The sequence below is a fragment of the Streptomyces sp. 2A115 genome, from assembly GCF_052245575.1.
Lineage (GTDB): Bacteria > Actinomycetota > Actinomycetes > Streptomycetales > Streptomycetaceae > Streptomyces.
Genome location: NZ_JBQQCG010000021.1, coordinates 62700 through 86855, shown reverse-complemented (window position 1 = coordinate 86855; position 24156 = coordinate 62700). Strand labels below are relative to the sequence as shown.

General features: G+C 69.8%; 22 protein-coding genes. 5 read left to right on the top strand and 17 right to left on the bottom strand.

What is annotated here, in order from left to right:
• Window positions 1–15: 15 nt before the first annotated feature.
• Window positions 16–378: a VOC family protein gene (locus ACTWQR_RS20175; protein WP_443228501.1), complete on the bottom strand. Its 363-nt coding sequence runs from the start codon at window positions 376–378 to the stop codon at window positions 16–18.
• Window positions 379–382: 4 nt separating this feature from the next.
• Window positions 383–1201 carry a trans-aconitate 2-methyltransferase gene (locus ACTWQR_RS20170; protein WP_443228500.1) on the bottom strand — a complete coding sequence of 273 codons (819 nt, stop codon included), beginning with the start codon at window positions 1199–1201 and terminating at the stop codon, window positions 383–385.
• A 135-nt stretch (window positions 1202–1336) separates the two neighbouring features.
• On the opposite strand from ACTWQR_RS20170, the gene ACTWQR_RS20165 reads away from it, so the two are divergent.
• Window positions 1337–1834 (top strand): MarR family winged helix-turn-helix transcriptional regulator, encoded by a 498-nt coding sequence (locus ACTWQR_RS20165; protein ID WP_443228499.1) that lies wholly within the window; start codon window positions 1337–1339, stop codon window positions 1832–1834.
• Here ACTWQR_RS20165 and ACTWQR_RS20160 read toward each other — a convergent pair.
• Entirely contained in the window at window positions 1793–2560 is a 768-nt protein-coding gene (locus ACTWQR_RS20160) for a LuxR C-terminal-related transcriptional regulator (RefSeq protein WP_443228498.1), read from the bottom strand. The two genes, ACTWQR_RS20165 and ACTWQR_RS20160, sit on opposite strands and share 42 nt — an antisense overlap.
• 258 nt (window positions 2561–2818) lie before the next feature.
• On the opposite strand from ACTWQR_RS20160, the gene ACTWQR_RS20155 reads away from it, so the two are divergent.
• Together ACTWQR_RS20155 and ACTWQR_RS20150 are read left to right on the top strand one after the other, a co-directional pair.
• Window positions 2819–3298, top strand: a complete 480-nt coding sequence (locus tag ACTWQR_RS20155) for a GNAT family N-acetyltransferase (protein ID WP_443228539.1) — start codon at window positions 2819–2821, stop codon at window positions 3296–3298.
• 99 nt (window positions 3299–3397) lie between these two features.
• A complete protein-coding gene (locus ACTWQR_RS20150; RefSeq protein WP_443228497.1) occupies window positions 3398–4828 on the top strand; it encodes a condensation domain-containing protein in 1431 nt (476 codons plus the stop codon).
• Between the two features lie 12 nt (window positions 4829–4840).
• Here ACTWQR_RS20150 and ACTWQR_RS20145 read toward each other — a convergent pair whose 3' ends face one another.
• The 6 genes from ACTWQR_RS20145 to galT form a co-directional block, all read right to left on the bottom strand.
• Window positions 4841–5311, bottom strand: a complete 471-nt coding sequence (locus ACTWQR_RS20145) for a DUF3618 domain-containing protein (protein WP_443228496.1) — start codon at window positions 5309–5311, stop codon at window positions 4841–4843.
• Between the two features lie 99 nt (window positions 5312–5410).
• On the bottom strand, window positions 5411–5953 hold the full coding sequence (locus ACTWQR_RS20140; protein WP_443228495.1) for a phosphatase PAP2 family protein: 543 nt from the start codon (window positions 5951–5953) through the stop codon (window positions 5411–5413).
• 86 nt (window positions 5954–6039) lie between these two features.
• Window positions 6040–7089, bottom strand: coding sequence for a YihY/virulence factor BrkB family protein (locus tag ACTWQR_RS20135; protein WP_443228494.1), 1050 nt, complete (start codon window positions 7087–7089; stop codon window positions 6040–6042).
• A gap of 146 nt (window positions 7090–7235) precedes the next feature.
• Window positions 7236–8378, bottom strand: a complete 1143-nt coding sequence (gene galK / locus ACTWQR_RS20130) for a galactokinase (RefSeq protein ID WP_443228493.1) — start codon at window positions 8376–8378, stop codon at window positions 7236–7238.
• Window positions 8375–9343 (bottom strand): UDP-glucose 4-epimerase GalE, encoded by a 969-nt coding sequence (gene galE, locus ACTWQR_RS20125; RefSeq protein ID WP_443228492.1) that lies wholly within the window; start codon window positions 9341–9343, stop codon window positions 8375–8377. Before galE ends, galK begins: the two co-directional genes overlap by 4 nt.
• Window positions 9340–10401 carry a galactose-1-phosphate uridylyltransferase gene (gene galT, locus ACTWQR_RS20120; RefSeq protein ID WP_443228491.1) on the bottom strand — a complete coding sequence of 354 codons (1062 nt, stop codon included), beginning with the start codon at window positions 10399–10401 and terminating at the stop codon, window positions 9340–9342. Before galT ends, galE begins: the two co-directional genes overlap by 4 nt.
• 122 nt (window positions 10402–10523) lie before the next feature.
• On the opposite strand from galT, the gene ACTWQR_RS20115 reads away from it, so the two are divergent.
• Together ACTWQR_RS20115 and ACTWQR_RS20110 are read left to right on the top strand one after the other, a co-directional pair.
• On the top strand, window positions 10524–12203 hold the full coding sequence (locus ACTWQR_RS20115) for a sodium:solute symporter family protein (protein ID WP_443228490.1): 1680 nt from the start codon (window positions 10524–10526) through the stop codon (window positions 12201–12203).
• Between the two features lie 56 nt (window positions 12204–12259).
• Window positions 12260–12598 (top strand): hypothetical protein, encoded by a 339-nt coding sequence (locus tag ACTWQR_RS20110; protein WP_443228489.1) that lies wholly within the window; start codon window positions 12260–12262, stop codon window positions 12596–12598.
• 56 nt (window positions 12599–12654) lie between these two features.
• On the opposite strand, the gene ACTWQR_RS20105 is transcribed toward ACTWQR_RS20110, so the two are convergent.
• The 8 genes from ACTWQR_RS20105 to ACTWQR_RS20070 form a co-directional block, all read right to left on the bottom strand.
• Window positions 12655–13365, bottom strand: coding sequence for a helix-turn-helix transcriptional regulator (locus ACTWQR_RS20105; protein ID WP_443228488.1), 711 nt, complete (start codon window positions 13363–13365; stop codon window positions 12655–12657).
• A 303-nt stretch (window positions 13366–13668) separates the two neighbouring features.
• A complete protein-coding gene (locus tag ACTWQR_RS20100) occupies window positions 13669–15540 on the bottom strand; it encodes an outer membrane protein assembly factor BamB family protein (protein WP_443228487.1) in 1872 nt (623 codons plus the stop codon).
• A 124-nt stretch (window positions 15541–15664) separates the two neighbouring features.
• A complete protein-coding gene (locus tag ACTWQR_RS20095) occupies window positions 15665–17521 on the bottom strand; it encodes an outer membrane protein assembly factor BamB family protein (RefSeq protein ID WP_443228486.1) in 1857 nt (618 codons plus the stop codon).
• Window positions 17522–17736: 215 nt separating this feature from the next.
• A complete protein-coding gene (locus ACTWQR_RS20090) occupies window positions 17737–19539 on the bottom strand; it encodes an ABC-F family ATP-binding cassette domain-containing protein (RefSeq protein WP_443228485.1) in 1803 nt (600 codons plus the stop codon).
• Between the two features lie 191 nt (window positions 19540–19730).
• On the bottom strand, window positions 19731–20621 hold the full coding sequence (locus tag ACTWQR_RS20085; RefSeq protein WP_443228484.1) for a 4-(cytidine 5'-diphospho)-2-C-methyl-D-erythritol kinase: 891 nt from the start codon (window positions 20619–20621) through the stop codon (window positions 19731–19733).
• A complete protein-coding gene (gene rsmA / locus ACTWQR_RS20080; RefSeq protein WP_443228483.1) occupies window positions 20618–21487 on the bottom strand; it encodes a 16S rRNA (adenine(1518)-N(6)/adenine(1519)-N(6))-dimethyltransferase RsmA in 870 nt (289 codons plus the stop codon). Before rsmA ends, ACTWQR_RS20085 begins: the two co-directional genes overlap by 4 nt.
• Before the next feature lie 265 nt (window positions 21488–21752).
• Complete coding sequence (locus ACTWQR_RS20075; protein WP_443228482.1) at window positions 21753–23141, bottom strand: ubiquitin-like domain-containing protein; 1389 nt, start codon at window positions 23139–23141, stop codon at window positions 21753–21755.
• A gap of 142 nt (window positions 23142–23283) precedes the next feature.
• Entirely contained in the window at window positions 23284–24153 is an 870-nt protein-coding gene (locus ACTWQR_RS20070) for a TatD family hydrolase (protein ID WP_443228481.1), read from the bottom strand.
• Window positions 24154–24156: the final 3 nt, after the last annotated feature.

Genomic DNA, 24156 nt, shown 5'->3' with positions numbered 1-24156 from the left:
TGCGGCCGGAGCAGCTCAGCCCACCGGCTCCAGGAACTCCAGCCGGTTGCCCACCGGATCCTCGGAGTAGAAGCGGCGATGGCCCGGGAGGTTGTCGTCCCAGGTGACTGTCGCGCCGAGGGCGGCGAGGCGAGCCGCGTACGCCTCGATTCCCGTGACCCGCAGGCCGGGGTGAGCCTTCTTCGCCGGACGGAAGTCGGGCTCGATGCCCAGGTGCAACTGCACGGGACCCGCCTGGAACCAGCAGCCCCCGCGCGGGGCGAGCACGGGTGGCTTGGGGAGCTCGGTCATGCCGAGGACATCGACGTAGTACGCGCGGAGGGCCGGCTCGGAGCCGGGCGGAGCCGCGAGCTGAACGTGGTCGACGGCCGTGAGCATCCCGTCAGGCCGCCTTCCGGGCCACCACGAACAGGCGCCGGAACGGCAGCACCGTGCCGTACGGAGCCGTCGGATACGCGTCGCGGAGCAGATGGCGGTACTCAGTGACGAAAGCGTCCCGCGCCTCCGGGTCGTCCGAGAGAGCGGTGAGCGCGGGCCGCATCCCCGTGCCCTTCGACCAGTCCAGGACCGGGTCCTCGCCCGCCAAGAGCTGCATGTACGTCGTCTCCCAGACGTCCGCCTCGCAGCCGAGGCGGGCCAGCCGGTCCAGGTAGACGAGCGGGGCGTGGACCGAGTCCTCGTGGCGGAGGACGCCGGTGAGGCGGTCCCTCCAACGGGCGGAGGCGGCGAGTTCGCGCATCAGGGCGTGCAGGGGCGCGTCGATGTTGTTGGGGACCTGGAAGGCGAAGGTGCCTCCGGGGGCCACCGCGTCGAGCCAGGAGGGGATGGCGTCCAGGTGGCCGGGGACCCACTGGAGCGCCGCGTTGGAGACGATCAGGTCGTACGTCTCCGTGGGCGCCCAGTCCGTGAGGTCCGCGTGGGCGAAGTCCAGCCGGCCGCCGCCGGCCGTCGGGCCCGCGTAGGCATCCGTCCTGGCCAGCATCTCCGGGGAGTTGTCGTAGCCCGTGATGTGCGCGGCCGGCCAGCGTTCGGCGAGCTGGGTGGTCACGTTGCCGGGGCCGCAGCCCAGGTCGGCGATGCGGGCCGGGTCGCCGGGCAGCGCCGGGACGCGGGCGAGGAGTTCGGCGAAGGGGCGGGCGCGGTGTTCCGCGTGGCGCAGGTACTGGCCCGGGTCCCAGGTGGGGGTGGTGGCGGCAGGCATGGGGCCTCCTCGAAGTCTCTCGCCGAGTCTCGAAGTCTCTCGCTGAGTCCCGTCAAGTATGGCGGTCACTATCTTGACGTCAAGATAGTCCACATCAAGAGACTCCACATCGACACAACCACTACACTGATCGCCATGGAGGACGAGGTCGATCGGCTGGTCGCAGCATGGCGCCGGGAGCGCCCCGACCTCGACGTGGAACCGCTCGAGGTGCTCAGCCGCGTGAGCAGACTCGCCCGGCATCTGGACCGGGCACGCCGGATAGCCTTCGCCGAACACGCCCTGGAGCCCTGGGAGTTCGACGTCCTGACGGCACTGAGGCGTGCCGGGACTCCGTACCAGCTCTCCCCCGGCCAGCTCCTCACGCAGACCCTGGTGACCTCCGGCACGATGACGAACCGTATCGACCGGCTGGCGAAGAAGGGTCTGGTCGAGCGACTCCCCGCCCCCAGCGACCGGCGCGGCGTCCTCGTGCGCCTCACCGAGGAGGGCCGCGACCGCGCCGACCAGGCGCTCGCCGGGCTCCTCGACCAGGAGCGGGCGATCCTCGCGGAGCTCAGCAGTGCCCAGCGCGGCGAGCTGGCCGGGCTGCTACGCCAGCTGACCGCCCCGTTCGACAACATCCCCGGCTAGGTCGACCGGTCCGACCCCGGCCCGGCGGGCGAGCGCCACGGCCGCGAGGGTCGAGTGCACGCCCAGCTTCCCGAGCACGTTCTGCATATGGGTGCGGACGGTGTGCGGGGAGAGGAAGAGCCGCTCGGCCACCGCCTTTCGCCCCAGCCCGGCGACCATGCACCGCAGGACCTCCCGCTCACGCGGGGTCAGCGACTCCACCAGCCGCTCACTCTCGGTGCGGTGCTTGCGGGCGGCGGTCAGCTCGCGCAGGACTCCGGTGAGCAGGGCGGGCGGAAGGTGTGTCTCGTCCCGCAGCACGCCTCGTATGACCGTGAGCAGCCTGGACAGCGAGCAGTCCTTGGCCACCCATCCCGACGCGCCGGCCTGCAGGGCGAGGGCCGCGCGGCGCGGGTCGTCCTTCTCGGCGAGCACGACGATACGGACGCTGGGCTGTCCCGTACGGACGCCCGCGACCAGCGAGATGCCGTCGACCAGGCCTTCTTCGTTGCTGTCGTGCACGGGCACGGCCGGGCGGGTGCCCGGCACGTTGCCGCCGAGGTCGGCGTCGACGAGCAGTACGTCGAATCTGCGGCCTTCCGCGGCCGCCCGCTCCAGGCAGCGCAGCGCGGCAGGACCGCTGCCGGCCGCGGAGACGTCCACGTCGGGCTCGGCGGCCAGGGCGGCCGCGAGTGACTCGGCGAAAATGCGGTGGTCGTCGACGACAAGGACACGGATGCGAACCACTGATACCCCCACTGGTCGGGGGACGACCGACGCAGGTACGGCGTCCGGAGTGATCCCGAGCCCCCCTTGGAGCCCGGCAAACGGGGTGCCGCAGCCACACGGCCGCCGCCGTGCTGAGACTGCTACCCCCACTCCGGGCGTCGTACCCGACTGTCTCGCCCCCTGAGCAGCACCGGCCCCCACCGGTGCTGCTCATCAGAGTAAGGCCGGGTGGCAGGAGCGGAAGGTAATTTGCAGAACTGGTTGGCCAGCGCGTTTATGGTGTGCCGTATGTTTCGTATGGAGACAGAAGTCGACAAAGAGCGTAGCCAATTGCTGCGTTCCCGGCTACGGGACGCCAACCTGGCGGCCTCTCCTGTACTCCGTTCTCTTCGCGGAACCCCTGGTGAGCGGGAAGTTCCGCTCCAGATCTGGGCGTTGGGGCCGGGCTCTGGCTCTGGCTCTGGCTCTGGTGACGAGCTCGTCGGCGGTCTCATCGGTTACACATGGGCGACCTGGCTCCACGTGACGTATCTCTGGGTCGACGAACGCCACCGAGGCTCCGGCATCGGCTCGCGTCTCCTGTCCCAGGCGGAACATATGGCCCGTACGGTTCGCGGCTGTCTCAACTCCCGCCTGGAGACGTGGGACTTCCAGGCCCCGGATTTCTACCTGAAGCAGGGGTACGAGGTGGTGTGCGTGATCCCCGACTATCCGCCGGGGGTTACGGAGTACACGCTGACCAAGCGGCTGGCGTGAGGCCGCCGGGTCTCGTTCACGACGTTTCTCCCAGATCATCCGGTCGTTGGTCCGGGCATGCCCTACCTGTGTCCCGAGGGCATGGGAACGGAGAGCCCCGTGCGAATGACCGACCTCCAGCGCTGCGAGATCCGGCCCGGACGTCTCGTGGAATGGACACTGCATCCGACGACCGTCGAGGCCGCGACCGGTCTGCCGGACGATTCCCGCCCACCCTCGTACGTACAGGAGTCCCACGTTCGAACAGCGCGATCGGTGCGCGAGGACGGCTTGTTCGTGCCGACCTGGAGCGGCACGGCATTCGACATCCCGGGACAGGTCGATCTCGACGTCCTCCAGGACGCGCTCCAGGCCTGGACACTTCGGCACGAGACGCTGCGTAGCGGCTTCCGCTGGAGCGATGACGAAATGCGGCGCTTCACGCTGGACGCCGACGCCGTCGTGCTGCACCGCGAGGACATCGGCGACTTTCCCGAGGCACCGCTGCTGATCCGGTACCTGCAGGACCGTTTCGACATCGTGGCGGACGCGCTCACCTGGCCGAACTTCATTTTCACCGCGGTCGTCAGGGACGCCGGCACCAGCGTCTACATGGTGTTCGACCACAGCAACGTCGACGCGTACTCGATCTACCGCATCGCCGCCGAGATCCACGAGCTCTACGCCGCCTTCCTCGAAGGCCGCGCCGCGGACACGAAACCGGTCGCGAGCTACATCGACTTCTGCGCGACCGAGCGCACGAACGCCGATCAGATCGACGACACGCACGCGATCGTCGACCGCTGGCGGGAGTTCGTCGCGCAGTGCGACGGAAAGCTGCCGAACTTCCCCGTCGACCTCGGTCTCGACCCCGAAGGGCCGCTGCCAACCCAGAAGTTCATCCACGAGATGCTCGTGGACGACACGGCCGCGGCGGCCTTCGAGGCGTACTGCCGCCCGTACGGCGGAAGCCTGACCGGCATCCTCGCGGCCACCGCCCTCATCGTCCGCGAGATCAGCGGGCAGCAGGTGTACCGCACGGTCGTGCCGTTCCACACCAGGGTGAAATCCCAGTGGTCGGATTCGGTGGGCTGGTTCGTGGGCGGCGCGCCGATCGAGATTCCGGTGGCGCAGGCGCCGGATTTCGACAGCGCGCTGGCGATGGTCCGCGCCGCGCTGCGGGAGAACCGGTCGCTGGCCCGGATGCCCATCGCCCGCGTGCTCCGGCTGCTGGGCTCCGACTTCCGGCCCACGTCTCCCGACCTGTACTCGATCGTCTCGTTCGCCGACGCGCGCGGCATCCCCGGGTCGGATCGATGGCAGGACCTGAAGGCGTACGGGCTGATCCGGGTGTCGTACGGCGACCAAGTGTGCGCGTGGACCACCAGGCTTCGCGAGGGTCTGCAGCTGGCCTGCCGCTATCCGGACACCGACGTCGCGTACAAGAACATGCGGCTGTACGTGGAGCGGCTGCGGGAGCTCATCGTTTCGGTGACGCGGGAAGACTCGGCGGCCGTGGGTGCCTCGGACGGGGCCGCCGCGTCGAAGTGACGCCCCGGCTTGTCATCGGCGCCTCCTTCGGGAGCGGCGGATGAGCAGGAACGCGGCGACGGCGCCAATCGCGACGAGCAGCGGGGTGCGGTTGGCCCGCGCCGCCCGCACGCCCTGGCCGGTCTTCTCGCGGACCGGCTCGGGGGCCTTGTCCCGGGCGAGGTGGCCGACGTGAGCCGCCTTGTCGCGGACCTGCTCGGTGGCCGCGACGGCCTTGGTGCGCACCGGTTCGGGTGTCTTGTCCTGGACCCGGTGGGCCGCCTGGGTCGCCTTGTCCCGCAGTTGGGTCCTGGCCTGTGTGGTCTTCTCGCCGACCTGCTGTTTGACGGCGACGGTCCTATCCCTGGCACGCGTCTTGACGTCGGCCTTGGCGGCCAGCGCCTCGACGGTCTGGCCCAGCTCCTCACGCGTTTCCTTGATCTGCTCGCGCAGTTTCTCCGGTGTGGACGCCGACCTGTCGGTCCCCGGCTTGTCTCTGGTCATCGCTGCGCCTTCTCCCTGTTCTTCGTTCTTCCTCGGCTCTGTTCTTCGTTCTTCCTCGGCTGTCACGGACGGTGCCGCCGTTGAGGCACGTCCGCGCGGTCAGGTGCCCGGGTACCCCTGGAAGAGGAAGCGCACCAGTGCGCCCGCGGTCAGGCCGATGGCGCCGCCCGCGGCCACGTCGGAGGGATAGTGCGCACCGGAGTGCACCCGCTCCGCGGCGACCATCGCCGCGGGCACCGCGCAGGCCGCCCCGGCGGTCGGCCACATCGGTGCGACGGCGGCGGTGAAGGCGAAGGCCGCGGCGGTGTGGCCGGAGGGAAAGGAAGAGCTGTCGGGCCGGTCCTCCGCCTCGCCCCGCGTGATCCACTCCTGCGGGGGACGGCGACGCGCGTACAGCCGCTTGGCCATCGGGACGGCCAGCAACTCCGCCACCGCCGTGCCGGCCAGGCCCGCGGCGGCCGCCCCGCGGCCCCGCGCCCCGCCGACGGCAGCCATCGTCGCGGCTGCCGCCCACCACAGTTTGGTGTGTTCGGCCGCGCCCTCCACCACGGGGAGCACCCGCCGCGCCCAACGTGAGTCCCACGAGATCGTCCACCTGGTCAGTCGGCGATCCGCGTCGCGCAGTTCCGCCAGTGGTCTCATAGCGGCACACCCCCGGTCGGGGCCGTCCCGTGCCCGGACGGCGACCCCTCGGTGCTCCGGCCGCCTCGGGCTCCGGAAGGATCCGGTCACTCGAAACGACGGCGATCCTCTTCGTCCCATTTTGCTGTGTCCCGCGGCTGTACGTACGGCTCCTCATCGGCCGGGTGCCCGCCGGCCACCGCGCGCTGGCGGACCAATTCCGCGTCGAATTCCAGGCCGAGCAGGATCGCCAGGTTGCTGATCCACAGCCACACCAGAAAGATGATCACGCCGGCGAGGGCCCCGTAGGTCTTGTTGTACGAGGCGAAGTTGGCCACGTAGATCGCGAATCCCGCGGAGGCGATCATCCAGATCACCAGGGCCAGGAAGCTGCCGGGCGTGACCCAGCGGAAACCGCGGCCCTTCGCGTTGGGCGTCGCCCAGTACAGGATCGCGATCATGATGGTGACCAGGATGACGAGCACTGGCCATTTGGCGATCGACCAGACGGTCAGGAACGTGTCGCCGATCCCCAGAGCGGTGCCGGCCTGGCGGGCCACGCCTCCGGTGAACACGACGATCAGCGCGCTGGCCACGGCGAGCACCATCAGCACCACGGTCACGCCGAGCCGGACCGGCAGCACCTTCCACACCGGCCGGCCCTCGGGAATGTCGTAGACGGTGTTGGCCGCGCGGATGAACGCCGCGATGTAGCCGGACGCCGACCACACCGCCACCAGCAGACCCACGATCGCCACGATCGAGCCGAGGCCGCCGTTGTCCCGCAGCTGCCGTACCGCGTTGCGGATGACATCGCGGGCCGAGCCGGGGGTGAGGTTCTGGATGTTGTCCAGCACCTGCCTCGTCGCCGACTCACCGGCGACGCCCAGCAGCGAGACGAGTACCAGCAGGGCCGGGAACAGCGACAGAATCCCGTAGTAGGTCAGGGCCGCCGCCCGGTCGGTCAGTTCATCGTCCTTGAACTCCTTGACGGTGCCTTTCAGCACCGCCGACCAGGAGCGCCTGGGCAGCTTGGTGGGTTCGTCCGGTGCCCGCCGCTCCACCTGTTCATCCGGCCCGGCACCCGCTCCCCGCCCGGCCTCGGTGTCCTGGCCGGTCGCGGCGTGCCTGCCGTGCAGTTTGCCTGTCCGTGCCATGACGGCCGGGTATCCGGACACACCCGACTCATGCGCCGCAGCCATCCGGGAACGTCCTGAAAGTTCCTTTTGCGACGTTCCCGGAGATCACCGTGAGGCCAGATCAGACCAGGTCAGACCCAATCAGGCCCTCCCCAGGCCCTGTGTCAGGCCAGGCGTCGTGCACCCTCCGAAGGCACCGCCGCGAACACCCGAGGCGCCTTGAAGCCGGCCGCCTCGAACGCCTCCTCCACCGCCTTGGTGATCGTGTCCGCGTCCGAGGTGTCGACGAGGACGATCGCCGAGCCGCCGAAACCGCCGCCGGTCATGCGGGCGCCCACGGCGCCCGAGGCGTTGGCCGTGTCGACGACCAGGTCCAGCTCGGGGCAGGAGATGCGGAAGTCGTCGCGCAGGGAGGCGTGGCCCTCGGTGAGGACCGGGCCGATCGCGCGGGTGGCGCCCTGTTCCAGGAGCGCGACCATGTGCTCCACGCGATGGTTCTCGGTGACGATGTGCTTCACCAGGCGACGTACCTCCTCGTCGTCGAGACGAGCGAGGGCACCCTCCAGATCCTCGTACGCGACGTCCCGCAGGGCGGCTACGCCGAGCGCGGCCGCGCCCGCCTCGCAGCCCGCGCGCCGCTTGCCGTACTCGCCGTCGCTGTGGGCGTGCTTGACGCGCGTGTCGACGACCAGCAGTTGCATCCCCTCGGCGGCCAGGTCGAAGGGGATCTGGCGCTGGGACAGGTCACGGGTGTCGAGGAACAGCGCGTGGCCCGCGGTGCAGCAGGCCGAGGCGGTCTGGTCCATGATGCCGGTGGGCGCGCCCACGTAGACGTTCTCCGCGCGCTGGCACAGTCGGGCCAGCCGCGAGCGCTCCAGGCCCAGCTCGTTCAGGTCGTTCAGAGCGAGGGCGGTGACCACTTCCAGGGCTGCCGACGAGGACAGGCCCGCGCCGGTCGGCACGGTCGACTCGAAGTGGACGTCGGCGCCGCCCACCGCGTGTCCGGCGTCGCGCAGCGCCCACACCACGCCGCTCACGTAGTCGGTCCAGGCGTCGGTGCCGCCCGGCGCCAGCTCCTCGACACGCAGCTCGACGGGGTCGCCCTCGACGTCCGCCGAGTGCAGCCGCAGCACCCCGTCGTCGCGGCGTGCCACGGCGGCGACCGTGGTGTGCGGCAGGGCGAAGGGCATGACGAAGCCGTCGTTGTAGTCGGTGTGTTCACCGATCAGGTTGACCCGCCCCGGCGCCGCCCAGACGCCCTCGGGGGCCCGCCCGAACAGTTCCTCGAACCTTGCGGCGATACTCACGAGCCACTCTCCCTGTACTGCGCGAACGCCCACGCGTCCGCGACGATCCCCGCGAGATCCGCGCGGGACGGGTTCCAGCCGAGCCGCTCGCGGGCCGTGGCCGCGGAGGCCACGAGCACCGCCGGGTCGCCGCCGCGGCGCGGGGCCACCGCCTCGGGGATCGGGTGTCCGGTGACCTGACGGACGGTCTCGATGACCTCGCGGACGGAGAAGCCGTTGCCGTTGCCGAGGTTGCAGATGAGGTGCTCGCCGGCCGTGGCCGCCTCGACGGCCAGCAGGTGCGCCTCCGCCAGGTCCGCCACGTGGATGTAGTCGCGGATACAGGTGCCGTCCGGCGTCGGATAGTCGTCGCCGTAGATGGAGATGGCGTCCCGTCGGCCCTGCGCGACCTGCAGCACCAGAGGAATCAGGTGCGACTCGGGGTCGTGCCGCTCGCCGCAACTGCCGTACGCGCCCGCCACGTTGAAGTAGCGCAGGGAGACCGCGCCCAGTCCGTGGGCCACCGCCTCACCGGTGATCATGTGGTCGACGGCCAGCTTCGAGGCACCGTACGGGTTCGTCGGCGACGTGGGCGCGGACTCGACGATCGGGGTCGCCTTCGGCTCGCCGTACGTCGCCGCCGTGGACGAGAAGACCAGCTTGCGCACGCCCGCCGAGCGCATCGCGGCCAGCAGGGCCATCGTGCCGCCGACGTTGTTGTCCCAGTACTTCTCGGGCTTCACGACCGACTCGCCGACCTGTGAGAACGCGGCGAAGTGCAGCACGGCGTCGAAGGAGGAGTCCAGCCACTTGGCCGCGTCGCGGATGTCGCCCTCGATGAAGGAAGCATCCGCCGGGACTGCCTCACGGAAGCCGGTGGAGAGGTTGTCGAGGACGGTCACCTCGTGGCCCGCCTCCAGCAGGTGCTGCGCGACCACGCTGCCCACATAGCCCGCACCACCGGTGACCAGGTACTTCCCACTCATGAACTCGCTACCTCTCGCAGTCGCTGGGCCGCGGACTCCGGCGGCACGTCGTTGATGAACACGTTCATGCCGGACTCGGAACCCGCGAGGAACTTCAGCTTGCCGGGCGTACGGCGGATGGTGAAAAGCTCGAGGTGGAGCGCGAAGTCCTCCCGCACCACACCGTCGAACTCCTCCAGCGTGCCGAACGGCGCCTGGTGCCAGGCGGAGATGTACGGCGTCGCGGACTCGCCCTCACCGAATATCCGGTCGAAGCGCCTCAAGAGTTCCAGATAGACCTTGGGGAACTCTGTGCGGGCGCCCTCGTCGAGACCCAGCAGATCGGGCACCCGGCGGCGCGGGTAGAGGTGCACCTCGTACGGCCAGTGCGCCGCGTACGGCACGAAGGCCACCCAGTGCTCGGTCTCCAGGACGACCCGCTCGCCGGCCAGCTCCCGGGCCACGACCTCGTCGAACAGGTTCTCCCCGCCCGTCGCCTCCTTGTGCGCCGCCAGCGACCGCAACATCAGTGCCGTACGAGGCGTGGTGAAGGGGTAGGCGTAGATCTGCCCATGCGGATGTCCGAGCGTCACACCGATCTCGGCGCCGCGGTTCTCGAAACAGAACACCTGCTCCACGGAGGGGAGATGGGACAGCTCGGCGGTGCGGTCGGTCCACGCCTCCAGGACCAGACCGGCCTGCTCCTCGGTCAGATCGGCGAAGGACGCGTCGTGGTCCGAGGTGAAGCAGACGACCTCACAGCGGCCGGAGTCACCGGCCAGCGAAGGGAAGCGGTTCTCGAAGACCGCGACGTCGTACGAGGAGTCCGGGATCTCGCTCAGCCGGTCGCCCTCGGAGGGGCACAGCGGGCACTCGTTCGCCGGCGGGTGGTAGGTGCGCCCCTGACGGTGCGAGGCGATGGCCACCGAGTCGCCGAGGAGCGGATCCCGGCGTACCTCCGAGGTGGTGACCGTGCGGTCGAGCGGGCGCCGGTCCACCGCGTCGCGCACCGTGTCGTCGCGCAAGTCGTAGTAGATGAGCTCGCGACCGTCGGCCAGCCGGGTCGAGGTCTTCTTCACGCCGGACTCTCCATCCGTACCCGATCAAACCATTGAAACAGAACCAAACACATTAAACCACAAACCCCCACGCCGGTCACCATCACAACCAAACAAAGAACACCAACCGAAGTGAGCACTGTATGCAGACCCCCACATACCTGGCGGCGGAGCTGCGGCTTCCCACCAACTGGCTCGACTACACGATCCTGGCGATCTACTTCGTCGTGGTCCTCGGTATCGGCTTCGCCGCCCGCCGCTCGGTGAGGACCAGCCTCGACTTCTTCCTCTCCGGGCGTTCGCTACCCGCCTGGGTGACCGGCCTCGCGTTCATAGCCGCCAACCTGGGCGCCACGGAGATCCTCGGCATGGCCGCCAACAGCGCCCAGTACGGCGTCTACACCACGCACTGGTACTGGATCGGCGCCATCCCGGCCATGGTCTTCCTCGGCCTGGTGATGATGCCCTTCTACTACGGCTCGAAGGTCCGGTCCGTACCCGAGTTCCTGCTGCTGCGCTTCGACAAGGGAGCGCATCTGCTGAGTTCGGTCCTGTTCGCCTTCGCCGCGATCCTCATCGCCGGGGTGAACCTCTACGCCCTCGCCATCGTCGTCGAGGCGCTGCTCGGGTGGCCGGAGTGGGTGTCGATCGTCGTCGCGGGCGCCTTCGTGCTCGGGTACATCACGCTCGGCGGACTGTCCTCCGCGATCTACAACGAGGTGCTCCAGTTCTTCGTCATCCTCGCCGCGCTCATCCCGATCACCGTGCTCGGCCTGAAGAAGGTCGGCGGCTGGGACGGCCTGTCGGACTCCCTGACCGAGAGCCGCGGCGGCGACTTCGTCACGGCGTGGGGCGGCACCGGCATCGGCAGCGACAACCCGCTCGGCGCCAACTGGCTGACCATCGTGCTCGGCCTCGGCTTCGTGCTCTCCTTCGGCTACTGGACGACGAACTTCGCCGAGGTGCAGCGCGCCCTGTCCGCGAAGAACATGTCCGCCGGGCAGCGCACCCCGCTGATCGCCGCGTTCCCGAAGATCTTCATCGTGTTCCTGGTGATGATCCCGGGCCTGGTCGCGGCCGTGCTCGTACCGAAGATCGGGACCCCCGACTCCGACCTCCAGTACAACGACGCGATCCCCTACCTGATGGAGGACCTGCTCCCCAACGGCGTCCTCGGCATCGCGGTGACGGGCCTGCTGGCGGCCTTCATGGCGGGCATGGCGGCCAACATCTCGTCCTTCAACACCGTCTTCACCAACGACATCTGGGGGAGGTACGTGGTCCAGGGCCGCGAGGACGCGTACTACGTGCGCTTCGGACGGCTGATCACGGCGATCGGTGTGCTGGCGTCCATCGGCACGGCGTTCCTGGCCTCCTCCTTCTCCAACATCATGAGCTACCTCCAGACGCTGTTCTCCTTCTTCAACGTGCCGATGTTCGTCGTCTTCATCATCGGCATGTTCTGGAAGCGCGCCTCGATGAAGTCCGGCTTCTGGGGGCTGCTGGCCGGGACAACGGTCGCGATGATCAACTACTTCGTCCTGTACAAGCAGGACGTCATCGACATCCCCTCCGACCAGGGCGCCAACTTCGTCTCCGCGATCGCGGGCTTCGTGGCCGGCGCGGTGGTGATGGTCGCCGTCTCGCTCTTCACCGCGCCGAAGCCGACGGCGGACCTCCAGGGCCTGGTCTACGGCACGCGCTCGCCCGGCATGGACGAGCCGCCGGCCAAGGGCGACGACGCCTGGTACCGCAAGCCGGCGCTGCTCGGCTGGGGCGCCATGATCCTGGCCGCCGCCTGCTACATCCCGTTCTCCTTCTGACCGCCGAAGGACCGACATCCATGGATGACCCACGACCGATGAAGGACCGGTAACCCATGTCCGAGCACTCCGAGCACTCCGAGTACTCCGAGCGCGACGTCCACCGCGAAGTCACCGAACTGCAGGGCAAGTCGGCCACCGCCGCCCGGCTCTTCGACATCCGGCGGATCATCGGCGGCCTGTTCGCGATCTACGGGATCATTGTCACGATCGCCGGCATCACCGCGTCCGACGCCGACCTCGACAAGGCCGAGGGCGTCAACATCAACCTCTGGACCGGCCTGGCCATGCTCGCCCTAGGCCTGTCCTTCCTGACCTGGCTCCGGCTCCGCCCCACCCCACCCCCACTGGACGCAGACCGCCTCCCGGAGGAACCCGAGCAAAAGAAGGGCTGATTGGAAGGTTCGGGACAACTGAGCACCGCCTGCGACGTCCCAAACCTTCCAGTCCCCTATAGCTCCGGGGGTGGGGGCGGCTCCGGAGCGAGGCGCGGGGGTGGGGGGCCTGCTCGGTCCAGGAGGCCTGTTCGGGCTGCCAGTGCGGCTGCTTCCAGCCTCGATCCCACCCCGAGCTTCATCAGGACTCGCTGGACGTGCGTCCGTGCGGTGCTGGGGGCGATGCCCATGCCGGCGGCGATGAGCCTCGTATCCTCGCCGTCGGCCACCCTCACCAGTACCTCGACCTCCCGAGGCGTCAGCATCTGGAGCAGCCGCTGGCCCTCGTCGTCGGGCTGGGCCGCCGGATTGAGGAGCTCGCTGAAGGCGCCTTGCAGGAGCTGCGGCGCCACGGCCGCCTCGCCCGCCCGTGCCTTCATGATGGCCCGCTCGACGCCCTCTATCCGCTCGTCGTGCCGCACGTAACCGGAGGCTCCGGCGGCGAACGCGGCGGCGATCCCGCGCGGGTTGGGCACCGGCCCGAGGACCAGCACCGCGACCTGCGGGCGCTCGCGCTTGATCTTCACCACCGGGTCGAAGATGCCCGGTTCCGCGGGCGTGGCCGTACCGATCAGGCACACCTCCGGCGCCCGTGTGATCACCAGCTCCGCCGCTCCCGCCGCGGGAGCCGCCGCGGCCAGCACGCGGTGCCCGCGCAATTTCAAGGCCGAGGCCAACGCCTCGGCGAGCAGTCGGTGGTCGTCGACCACCATGAGCCGCACTCCCATCGAGCCCAACCCCCCAGTCCCCCCAAGGATCCCCACTGGTACCCCATGGATAGGAGCCCCCCGGCTCTCCATCCCCGGAAGCTACACGCTTGTTCGACGTTGCGCTTCCCCTACAGGAGAGAAGTGCCCCGGATTACCGAAATTCCTCGTATTCGCGAGCGATGCGGGGTACGAGCGCGGTCTCGCCCCTGAGCAGGGACGGGACCGCGCTCGACGGGCGAACGCTTGATCGGCGTACGAGATCCGCGTGCGTGATCCGCACAGGGGATCCGCGTACGAGATCGGCGTCGGACCGCCCACCGACTACTCGGCGCCGAAGCCGATCGCCGAGTAGTCCTTCTCGCCCTCGGTGTACGGCTTGCTGATCAGGTCCTGGCCCATGAAGAGCCGGCCGCCGGTGTAGAGCATCTCCGAGCTCTTGGGCACCAAGCCGCTGATCGCGTCGCTGACCTGCTCGGTGGCCGGGGTCTCCAGAAGCTTGGTCGCCTTGAAGCTCTTGCCGTCGATGGAGACGACCTGGGCACCCTTGTCGTAGGGGCCGTCCTTGTACGCGATGACGTTGCCACCGTCCATGCGGATCGGGAAGATCTCGTAGCCGTCGCCGGCGTCGGCCCGGTCGCCCGTGGACTTACCGCTGGCCAGCGAGAAGGAGACGATCTCGTTGGTCTGGCTGTACTGCTTGCCGCCCTCGTGCTGCTTGGTCGGCACGTACAGCTTCTCGTTGCCGACCGCGATGGCCTTGCAGGAGTGGACCTTGTTCACACCGCAGTCGTGCTCGTACTTGCCCTCCTCCAGCCTGATCGTGGCGCGCAGCTTGCCGCTGTCGTCCAGCGAGAAGACCTCCGTGGCGCCGGACGCGGTGATCTCGCCCGAGTCCACGCCGAAGACGACCGGCTTGGTGGAGATGACCTTGGCGTTGTCGATGCCCGTCGGGAGCTTGTAACCCCACTTGACGGTGCCCGTCTTCGGGTCGAGCAGCTGGACCTCGTACTTCTCGTTGCCGTAGTCACCGCACTTGCGGACGGCTACGAGCTGCTCGCCGCCGGCGTAGCCGACGTCCTGGCACGTGTCGACCTTCGGCTGCCACAGGACCTTGCCGGTGGTGAGATCGAAGGCGGCGCCGCCCGAGTTGCCGGAGCCGGCCGCGACCGTGGTGCCGGTGATGCTGACTTCCTTGAACGCGGCCTTCTCGCCGCCGCCCGGGGCGATGGACTTGGTCCACAGCGCCTTGCCGGTGTCCAGGTCGAAAGCCGTGACCTGGGTGCACTGCGGATACGGATCGGCCTTGGTGCGCTTGGCCTCCTCCGCGACCACCACGGCGACGCCGTCCTTGGTGACCTCGGGGGACCCGGCGCAGGTCAGGCCCGTCAGAGGCAGGGTCCAGGACTTCTTGCCGGTGTCCGGGTCGTAGCCGATGACCTGCCTGACGTCCGCCTTGGCGTACACCTTGTCGGTCAGCCAGGAGCCCTCCACGCTCCAGACCTCCTTGTCGGGCACCGCGGCCGCGGGCACCTGGAAGAGCACCTTGGCGCTGGTGCTGGAGGGCACCTTCTCCGTGCCGCCCCCGCCGATGGGGTCGTCACCGCCGCCCTTCTCGTCCTTGTCGCCGTCGGTGCCGCCGGTGCCCGAGGAGGTGTCCTTGCCGTCGTCCTTGCCGGACGAGTTCGCGTACCAGACACCGCCGCCGACGATGAGGGCGATCACCGCGACGGCCGCGACGATGATGACGGCCTGGGCGTTGAACCTGCGGCCGCCGCCGGGCGCCTGCGGCTGCAGCGGCATGGTGGACGGCTGCGGATAGCCGTACGGGGTCTGCTGCGGGTAGCCGTACTGGGGCTGCTGGCCCGGGTAGCCGTAGCCGGGCTGGCCGGGAGGCGGCGTGCCCGGGACACCCTGGGGCGTCCCGGGCGCCTGGGGGTATCCGTACGGCTGCTGCGGAGGCGCGGCCGGGGGCGGCGTCTGCGGCGACTGAGGGGCCTGGGGAGCCTGCGGGTAGCCGTAGCCGGGCTGCTGTGGCTGCTGCGGCGGGGCGGCCGGCGGCGGAGTGGGTGCGCCGAAACCGCCCGGCGGGGGGCTCTGCGGGGCACCGAAACCGCCCGGCGGCGGGTCCTCGGGTGCGCCGAAACCGCCTCCCTGGGGCGGCTGACCGGGCGGCGGGGGCGGCGGCTGGCTCATGGCGTGAGTACCTCGTATGCGAAGGGGACGAAGGTGGGGTGGGCCCGGGCGGGCGCGAGCGGAAGCGGAACAGGAAGACGAAGACGAAGACGAAGACGAAGACGAAGACGAAGAGCCGGCCGGGTCACTTGCCGAAGGCCAGCATCAACTTCTCCTTCGACTCGTCGTTGCCCGTCAGCCGGGTGGTGGAGAGGTAGAAGCGCCCGTCCACGTAGTCGACGGTCTTCGAGAAGAAGCTGTTCTCGATGTCCGCGGTGCCCTGCGGGTTCTGCAGCAGCTTCTTCGGCGTGTGCGAGCCGCCACCGGTCGGGATGGAGACGATCCGGCCGCCCGCGTCGTACGAGGGCTGCACATACGCGATGAGGTTCGTGCCGTCCGTCTTCAGCGGCATCATCGACTCGTCCGCCGGGGACTTGGTGCGCCACTTCTCCTTGCCGGTCTCCAGGTTGATCGCGACGACCTCGTTGGCACCGCTCTTCGCCTCGGTCGGCAGGTAGAGGGTGTTGGCGTCGGCGGCCACGCCCGAGCAGCCCTGAAGGTCACGCGTGAGGATCGCCCAGCCGCACTCCGGCGCGAAGGACTCGTCGACGCCGACCTCCGAGCGGACCGTGCCGTCGTTCTTCAGCGTCGTGATGTTCCACTGCTTCTTGTCCTCGTTGGTGAGGTACAGAACGACCGGGTCGACGGAGTAGGCCCGCTCGAGCCGCCAGCCCTTGGGGAACTTCTGGGTCCACTTGGCCTTGCCGGTCTTCGGGTCGAGCTCCTGGATCTCGTCGTGCTCGTTGTCGCCGCCGGCGCCGCAGGACGAGACCGCGAGGATCTTCGCACCGCCCGTGAAGGCGGCCGGGTAGCAGGTCGGCTCGTAGTTCTTCTTGTCCCACAGCTTGTCGCCGGTTTCGACGTCGTACGCCGTCCCTGACTGCGAGCGGCCGACCACCAGCGTGTTACCGCTGATGGCCAGTCCGATGTTGAGGGTGCTGTCGAAGAGCTCGCCCTCGGCGATCTCCTTGGTCCAGCCCTTCTCACCGGTGTTGAGGTCGATCTGCACCAGCTGGTTGCACCCGGCGGTGCTCTTGGTGCCTTCCTTGTACGCCACGAAGACCTTGTTGTCGGACGTCTTCTGCGTGGACACCGCGCAGATCGGCTGCGGCATCGTGATCGGATCCCAACTGGGCTTGCCGTCACTGACGTTGTAGGCGAAGAGCTGCTTGTACGCCGCCTTCACCGCGATCTTGTCGGTGACCCACAGGCCTGGGGCGTCGGCGCCGGAAGAGGGCGCGTCGGGCGCCTCCTTGTACCAGAGCACCTTCGACTCGCCCGCCTGGCGGCCCTCGTTGAGGTCCTCGGGGTCCGCGCCGCCGTCGCCGTCGCCGTCACCGGGGTTGATCGGAGCGTCCGAGGCGGAGGGCTTGGCGTCCTGGCTCTTGTCGGCGACGGGCTTCTTGTCGTCGTCACCGCCACTGGAGACGGCCCACACGGTCCCGGCGATGACGATCGCCGCGGCAACCGCCGCCCCGATGATCATCGCGGGCCTGCCCTTGAAGGGACCGCGCGAGCCGCCGCCCGGCGGAGTGCCGGGCGGGCCCGGGAACTGCGGCTGCTGCGGGTATCCGTAGCCGGGCTGCTGCGGCTGGCCGTAGGGGCCGGGCTGCTGCGGCTGACCGTACGGACCGGGCTGACCATAGGGTCCCGGCTGGCCGTACGGACCGGTGCCCGGCTGCCCCTGCGGTCCCGGCTGGCCGTACGGGCCGGGCTGCTGCGGGTATCCGTAGCCGGGCTGCGGCGGCGTCTGCGGGGCACCGTGCGGAGGCGGCGGAGTCTGCGGAACGCCCTGCGGAGGCGGTGGCGCCTGCGGTGGCTGGCCCGACGGCGGAGGCGTGGCCCCGTGCGGGTCCTGCGGCGGGCCGAAGCCCCCCTGTGGCGGCTGGTCCTGCGGAGCTCCGTACCCGCTCTGCGGCGGCTGATTGGGCGGCTGAGCCATCAGCGCGTTCCCCCTTGATCTCACTGATTTTTAGCCATGCCCTGTAGTACGCACCGCAGTAGGCGGTGCACTCACAGTGGTTGTCAGACTGCCTAAGACTGTTCTCAGACGGCCCTTTCTATCACCCTGACGCGCTCGAACAACGGGCCGGTTCCCCCCTGTTCCCAAGGGAGGACCGGCCCGTGATGCCCTCGTTATGCTCCTTCACGCGCCCTTCACGCGTCGTCTGCGAGCTCCAGCCAGCGCATCTCCAGGTCCTCGCGCTCGGTGGCCAATTCCCGCAGTTCGCCGTCCAGTTTGGCCACCTTCTCGAAGTCCGTGGCGTTGTCGGCGATTTGGGTGTGGAGCTTGCTCTCCTTCTGGGAGAGCTTGTCCAACTGCCGCTCGATCTTCTGGAGTTCCTTCTTGGCGGCGCGCGCGTCCGCCGAGGATGCGGCGGTCTTCTCCGCGGCGGGAGCCGGAACCGAGGCCGCCGCGGCCTCCTCCATCTTGTGCCGCCGCTCCAGGTACTCGTCGATCCCGCGCGGCAGCATCCGCAGCGTGGCGTCACCGAGCAGCGCGAACACCCGGTCCGTCGTCCGCTCGATGAAGAACCGGTCGTGGGAGATCACGACCATCGAGCCGGGCCAGCCGTCGAGCACGTCCTCGAGCTGGGTGAGGGTCTCGATGTCGAGGTCGTTCGTGGGCTCGTCGAGGAAGAGGACGTTCGGCTCGTCCATCAGCAGCCGCAGGAGCTGGAGACGGCGGCGCTCACCACCGCTCAGATCCCCGACCGGCGTCCACTGCTTCTCCTTGCCGAAGCCGAAGGTCTCGCAGAGCTGGCCCGCGGTCATCTCGCGCCCCTTGCCGAGGTCGACCCGGTCGCGGACCGCCTGGACGGCCTGCAGCACCCGCCAGGTGGGGTCGAGCTCGGCGACCTCCTGGGAGAGGTAGGCGAGCTTCACGGTCTTGCCGACGGCGATCCGGCCGGCGACGGGCTGCTCCTCGCCCTCGGAGCGCGCGGCCTCCGCCATGGCCCGCAGCAGCGAGGTCTTGCCCGAGCCGTTCACCCCGACCAGGCCGATCCGGTCGCCCGGCCCGAGCTGCCAGGTCAGGTGCTTGAGGAGCACCTTGGGCCCGGCCTGCACGGTGACGTCCTTCAGGTCGAAGACGGTCTTGCCGAGCCGGGACGAGGCGAACTTCATCAGCTCACCGCTGTCCCGGGGCGGCGGCACGTCCGCGATCAGCTCGTTGGCGGCCTCGACGCGGAAGCGCGGCTTGGACGTACGGGCGGGGGCGCCGCGCCGCAGCCACGCCAGCTCCTTGCGTACGAGGTTCTGCCGCTTGACCTCCTCGGTCGCGGCGATGCGCTCCCGCTCGGCCCGGGCGAAGACGTAGTCGGTGTAGCCGCCCTCGTACTCGTACACGTCGCCCTTCTGCACGTCCCACATGCGCGTGCAGACCTGGTCCAGGAACCACCGGTCGTGGGTGACGCAGACGAGGGCGGAGCGCCGCTCGCGCAGATGCTGCGCGAGCCAGGCGATGCCTTCCACATCGAGGTGGTTGGTGGGCTCGTCGAGGATGATCAGGTCCTGCTCCTCGATGAGCAGCTTGGCCAGCGCGATACGCCGGCGCTCACCGCCCGAGAGCGGTCCGATGACGGTGTCGAGCCCTTGCGGGAAGCCGGGCATGTCGAGGCCGCCGAACAGGCCCGTCAGTACGTCCCTGATCTTGGCGTTGCCCGCCCACTCGTGGTCGGCCATGTCCCGGATGACCTCGTGGCGGACGGTGGCCTCGGGGTCCAGGGAGTCGTGCTGGGTGAGCACGCCGAGGTGCAGGCCGCCGGAGTGCGTGACACGCCCGGTGTCGGCCTCCTCCAGCTTGGCGAGCATCCGGATCAGCGTGGTCTTGCCGTCGCCGTTGCGGCCGACCACCCCGATCCGGTCGCCCTCGGACACGCCGAGGGAGACTCCGTCGAGCAGCGCACGGGTTCCGTACACCTTGCTGACTGCCTCGACATTGACCAGATTGACGGCCACTCGTACTCCTGACAGGGGGGATCGATCGACCTTCCAGGGTAGTCGGCCGTGAGGATGATCCTTACGGCCGTCCATGGGACGGTGCCCGTAGCCTCCGGCGGTCGAGCGGTTTGTTGGGTGCGGTCAGGTGGGGGCTGGTCGCGCGGTTCCCCGCGCCCCTGAAGGGCGCTCCCACGTGGGGCCTACCCCCGTCAGACCACCGTGGCCCCGGCCACGGGCCCCACAGCGACACGCGCTGTCCGACACGTACCGGAGCCGAGCGCGTCGGCCACCTTCGCCGCGGACTCCGCGTCCCTGGTCAGAAACGCGGTCGTCGGTCCGGATCCGGAGACCAGCCCGGCCAGCGCCCCCGCGGAGCGCCCCGCGGCCAGCACGTCGGACAGCGACGGCCTGAGGGACAGCGCGGCAGCCTGAAGGTCATTGGAGAGAGCCGCCGCGAGAGCCACGGAGTCGCCCTTGGCCAGCGCGTCGAGCAGCACCCGCGAGGCGACCGGCTCGGGCACATCCACGCCCTCGTTGAGACGGTCGAACTCCCCGTACACAGCCGGAGTGGACAACCCCCCGTCAGCCACCGCGAAGACCCAGTGAAACGCTCCGCCCACGTCCAGAACGCGTAGCTTCTCCCCTCGCCCGGTCCCGAGCGCCGCCCCGCCGACCAGGCTGAACGGCACGTCACTCCCCAACTCGGCACAAATATCGAGGAGTTCGGACCGAGCGGCCCCCGTTCCCCAGAGCGCGTCGCAGGCAAGGAGCGCCCCCGCACCGTCGGCGGAGCCGCCCGCCATACCCCCGGCGACGGGAATGTCCTTGGCGATGTGAATGTGCACATCGGCCGCACGCCCGACCCGCGCGGCCAGCTTCTCAGCCGCACGAGCAGCCAAGTTCGTACGGTCCAGGGGGACTTGGGAAGCGTCGGGCCCCTCGCAGGTCACCCGAAGCGCATCCGCCGGGCTCACGGTGACCTCGTCGTACAGACCGACCGCGAGGAAGACGTTGGCCAGGTCATGGAAGCCGTCGGGGCGGGCACCGCCCACGGCCAGCTGGACATTGACCTTGGCCGGGACGCGTACCGTCACACTCACTCTTTGTTCTCCGCGATCCGTGCGAACTCTTCCACCGTCAGGGACTCACCGCGGGCCTGCGGCGAGACCCCCGCCGCGACGAGAGCGGCCTCGGCGGCCGGAGCCGAGCCGGCCCAGCCGGACAGCGCGGCCCGCAGGGTCTTCCGCCGCTGCGCGAAGGCGGCATCGACCACGGCGAACACCTCGCGCTTCGAGGCGCTCGTCTTGACCGGTTCCGCCCGCCGCACCAGCGACACCAGCCCGCTGTCGACGTTGGGCGCGGGCCAGAACACGGTGCGCCCGATCGACCCGGCCCGCCTGACGTCGGCGTACCAGTTCGCCTTCACGGACGGCACCCCGTACACCTTCGAACCGGGCGGGGCGGCCAGCCGGTCGGCGACCTCGGCCTGCACCATCACGAGCGTCCGCTCGATGCTGGGGAAGGTGTCGAGCATGTGAAGCAGTACGGGGACGGCGACGTTGTACGGCAGGTTCGCTACGAGGGCCGTCGGCGGGGGGTCGTCCGGCAGGTCGCCGGCACCGACCTGCATGGCGTCGGAGTGCACGAGCGTGAACCGGCCGGCACGCTCCGGCATCCGCGCGGCGATCGTCGCGGGCAGCGCGCCCGCGAGTACGTCGTCGATCTCGACGGCGACGACCCGGTCCGCGACCTCCAGCAGGGCGAGGGTCAGGGAGCCGAGCCCCGGGCCGACCTCGACGACCACGTCCTCTGGGCGTACGTCGGCGGTCCGTACGATCCGTCGCACGGTGTTGGCGTCGATGACGAAGTTCTGGCCGCGCTGCTTGGTGGGCCGCACGCCGAGCGCTGCCGCGAGTTCGCGGATGTCGGCGGGGCCCAGGAGGGCGTCGGGGGTGGGGCTGGTCACGCCCCAAGGGTACGGGTGGGTTGAGCGGAGGGTTTTCGCCCCCGCCGCCCTTACCCGTCCCGTCCCGTCCCGTCCCTGAGGGTTGCGCCCCCAGACCCCCCTTTCGGCCTGGAGGGCCTCGTCCTCAATCGCCGGACGGGTGAGAATCAGCCCCTCCGGCGATTGAGGAGCGGGGGTCCGGAGGGCTGGCCCCCTGGCGGGTCTGGGGCGGAGCCCCCAGGGGATGGGACGGGTAGGGGCGGCGGGGGGCGAAGGAAACCACCACTCACCCCTGCAACCGCGCCCCGCAATGCGGCCAAGCACTGGCCCCCCGCCGCACATAAAGCTTCTTCGCACGGAACGTCTGCTCGGCGGCGGACGCGTCCTGCGGCCGCCCCGAACCCCCAAGGTTCTGCCAGGTCCGAGTGTCGAACTGGTAGAGCCCGCCGTACGTACCGGAGGAATCGACCGCACCGGGCCGCCCACCCGACTCGCAGTGGGCGAGCCCCTGCCAGTTCAGGTTGCCGGCGCCCTCCACGGACGTCGGCAACGGCTTCGTGCCCACTTTCACCACTCGCGTCTGCGGCTCGTGAACCACCTCGGACCTGAGCCGCCGCGGCCGCTGCTTGACACCGTTGACGATCCGCAGGGCGTACGTGACGCGCCGCAGCCCGGGTCGCCCCGCCCGCTCGACGACCTCCGTGCCCCGGAAGAGCTCCGGATCGTCGCTCCGCCGCACCGCGAAGGGGATCGGCTCCTCGCGGACCTCCTTCGTTCCGGTGACCCGCATGACCGTCACCGTCTGCCCGTCGCGCGGGAAGCTCCCGGGCGGCACGGAGGTGGTGTCCTGCCCGCGCAGCGTGATCCCGGCGTCGTCCACGACCTCGCGGACCGTCGCGGCGTTCGTCCGGAGCGTCCGGGCCCGCCCGTCCGCCATGACCGTCAGGGTCCGCTCGGTGCGCACGTCGAGTTCGATCCCCTCGCGCCCGATCCGCAGGGAGCGCGAGACCGACACGTACGCGCCCTCCGCACGCACCCCGAGCTGCCGAAGCGCCCCGTCCACCGTGTGCGCGGTGGTCCACACTCTGCGCCGGTGTCCGTCGAGGGTGAGGCGCACGGGCCGCCCGTACCGTACGGCGACCTCGTCCCCGCTGGTCAGGGCGGCTCCGGGCGCGGGCGTCACGCTGTCGTGCGCCCCCACCTCGACGCCCTCGTCCGCGAGCAGCTCGGTCACGTCGTCCGCGAAGGTGTGCAGCGTGCGCGGTTTGCCGTCGACGCTCAGCTCGATCGCCTTGTCGTTGGCGACGAACGCCGAGGTGCCGCCCGCGAGAAACGCCACGACCAGCGCCCGCGGAAGCAGCCGGCGCACCTCGGACCGCTCTCCGGTCCTCCGGCGCCGGGCGGCGCGCCGGGCTTCGGCTCGGCCTCCGGAGCGGGGCAGCTCAAGGGTCTCGGCCACGGTCGGCGCCTGGCGCGGCAGTGTCGGCGCCTCCGACCCGGTCCATGCTTCATAAGCGGGCCGGTACGTGTCCGGGTATTCGTGACCGTACGTGTCCGGGTATTCGGGACCATACGTGTCCGGGTATCCGTGACCGTACGTGTGCGGGTATCCGTAACCGTACGGCTCATGGTTCTCGTACGTCGGGCCATACGTCTCGTACTGCGAATTGCTCACTACGACACGCTCCAGCTCCAGGGGTCCGGATCGGGCGACCAGAACCTAGCGGAGGTGTCATCGCTCTCCAAAGTCACATGGCTACACAGAGTCACAGTGCTGCTCCGAGCCACACCGCGCCGAACCCCGTGAGCGTTATGCCTCAGTAATCGAATGCCCGGGCCGTGTTCGCCGAGATCGCCGTCGCCAGCGCGTCCTCGTCCAGGCCGCGTACGGTGGCCATGGCTCGGACCGTGACCGGAATGAGATACGGGGCGTTAGGCCGTCCGCGGTACGGCGCGGGGGTGAGGAAGGGCGCGTCGGTCTCCACGAGGACCAGTTCCAGCGGGGCCACGGCGAGGGCGTCGCGCAGCGGCTGGGCGTTCTTGAAGGTCATGTTCCCGGCGAAGGACATGTAGTAGCCGGCGCGGGCGCAGATCTCGGCCATCGCGGCGTCGCCGGAGTAGCAGTGGAAGACGGTCCGCTCGGGAGCGCCTTCCTCCTTCAGGACCCGCAGGACATCGGTGTGGGCGTCCCGGTCGTGGATGACCAGCGTCTTGCCGTGCCGCTTGGCGATCTCGATGTGGGCGCGGAAGGACCGCTCCTGCGCGGCCTTGCCCTCGGGGCCCGTACGGAAGTAGTCGAGGCCGGTCTCGCCGACGCCCTTGACCTGGGGCAGCGCGGCCAGCCGGTCGATCTCGGCGAGCGCCTCGTCCAGCGCGCTGTCACCGCCGGCGGCCCGCATCCCCTGCCGGGACCAGCCGTCCGGGTCGCCGTGCACGATGCGGGGCGCCTCGTTCGGGTGCAGCGCGACGGTCGCGTGGACCGCGTCGTACGCGGCCGCCGTGTCCGCCGCCCACCGCGAGCCCTTCAGGTCGCAGCCGACCTGCACGACCGTCGTCACGCCGACCGACGCGGCCTTCGCGAGGCCCTCCTCGACCGTGCCGGACTGCATGTCGAGGTGGGTGTGCGAGTCGGCGACCGGCACACGGAGGGGGTCCGGAAGGGGCGGGGCTTCGGCGTTGGAAGGCATGTG

Excerpts from the sequence above, each read along its gene's own strand:
- ACTWQR_RS20145 (WP_443228496.1), bottom strand. The coding sequence starts at position 5,311 with ATGACCAGAGACAAGCCGGGGACCGACAGGTCGGCGTCCACACCGGAG.
- ACTWQR_RS20115 (WP_443228490.1), top strand. The coding sequence starts at position 10,524 with ATGCAGACCCCCACATACCTGGCGGCGGAGCTGCGGCTTCCCACCAAC.
- ACTWQR_RS20070 (WP_443228481.1), bottom strand. The coding sequence starts at position 24,153 with ATGCCTTCCAACGCCGAAGCCCCGCCCCTTCCGGACCCCCTCCGTGTG.
- ACTWQR_RS20105 (WP_443228488.1), bottom strand. The coding sequence starts at position 13,365 with ATGGGAGTGCGGCTCATGGTGGTCGACGACCACCGACTGCTCGCCGAG.
- ACTWQR_RS20175 (WP_443228501.1), bottom strand. The coding sequence starts at position 378 with ATGCTCACGGCCGTCGACCACGTTCAGCTCGCGGCTCCGCCCGGCTCC.
- ACTWQR_RS20165 (WP_443228499.1), top strand. The coding sequence starts at position 1,337 with ATGGAGGACGAGGTCGATCGGCTGGTCGCAGCATGGCGCCGGGAGCGC.
- ACTWQR_RS20100 (WP_443228487.1), bottom strand. The coding sequence starts at position 15,540 with ATGAGCCAGCCGCCGCCCCCGCCGCCCGGTCAGCCGCCCCAGGGAGGC.
- ACTWQR_RS20110 (WP_443228489.1), top strand. The coding sequence starts at position 12,260 with ATGTCCGAGCACTCCGAGCACTCCGAGTACTCCGAGCGCGACGTCCAC.
- ACTWQR_RS20170 (WP_443228500.1), bottom strand. The coding sequence starts at position 1,201 with ATGCCTGCCGCCACCACCCCCACCTGGGACCCGGGCCAGTACCTGCGC.
- ACTWQR_RS20095 (WP_443228486.1), bottom strand. The coding sequence starts at position 17,521 with ATGGCTCAGCCGCCCAATCAGCCGCCGCAGAGCGGGTACGGAGCTCCG.
- ACTWQR_RS20155 (WP_443228539.1), top strand. The coding sequence starts at position 2,819 with ATGGTGTGCCGTATGTTTCGTATGGAGACAGAAGTCGACAAAGAGCGT.
- ACTWQR_RS20135 (WP_443228494.1), bottom strand. The coding sequence starts at position 7,089 with ATGGCACGGACAGGCAAACTGCACGGCAGGCACGCCGCGACCGGCCAG.
- ACTWQR_RS20140 (WP_443228495.1), bottom strand. The coding sequence starts at position 5,953 with ATGAGACCACTGGCGGAACTGCGCGACGCGGATCGCCGACTGACCAGG.
- galE (WP_443228492.1), bottom strand. The coding sequence starts at position 9,343 with ATGAGTGGGAAGTACCTGGTCACCGGTGGTGCGGGCTATGTGGGCAGC.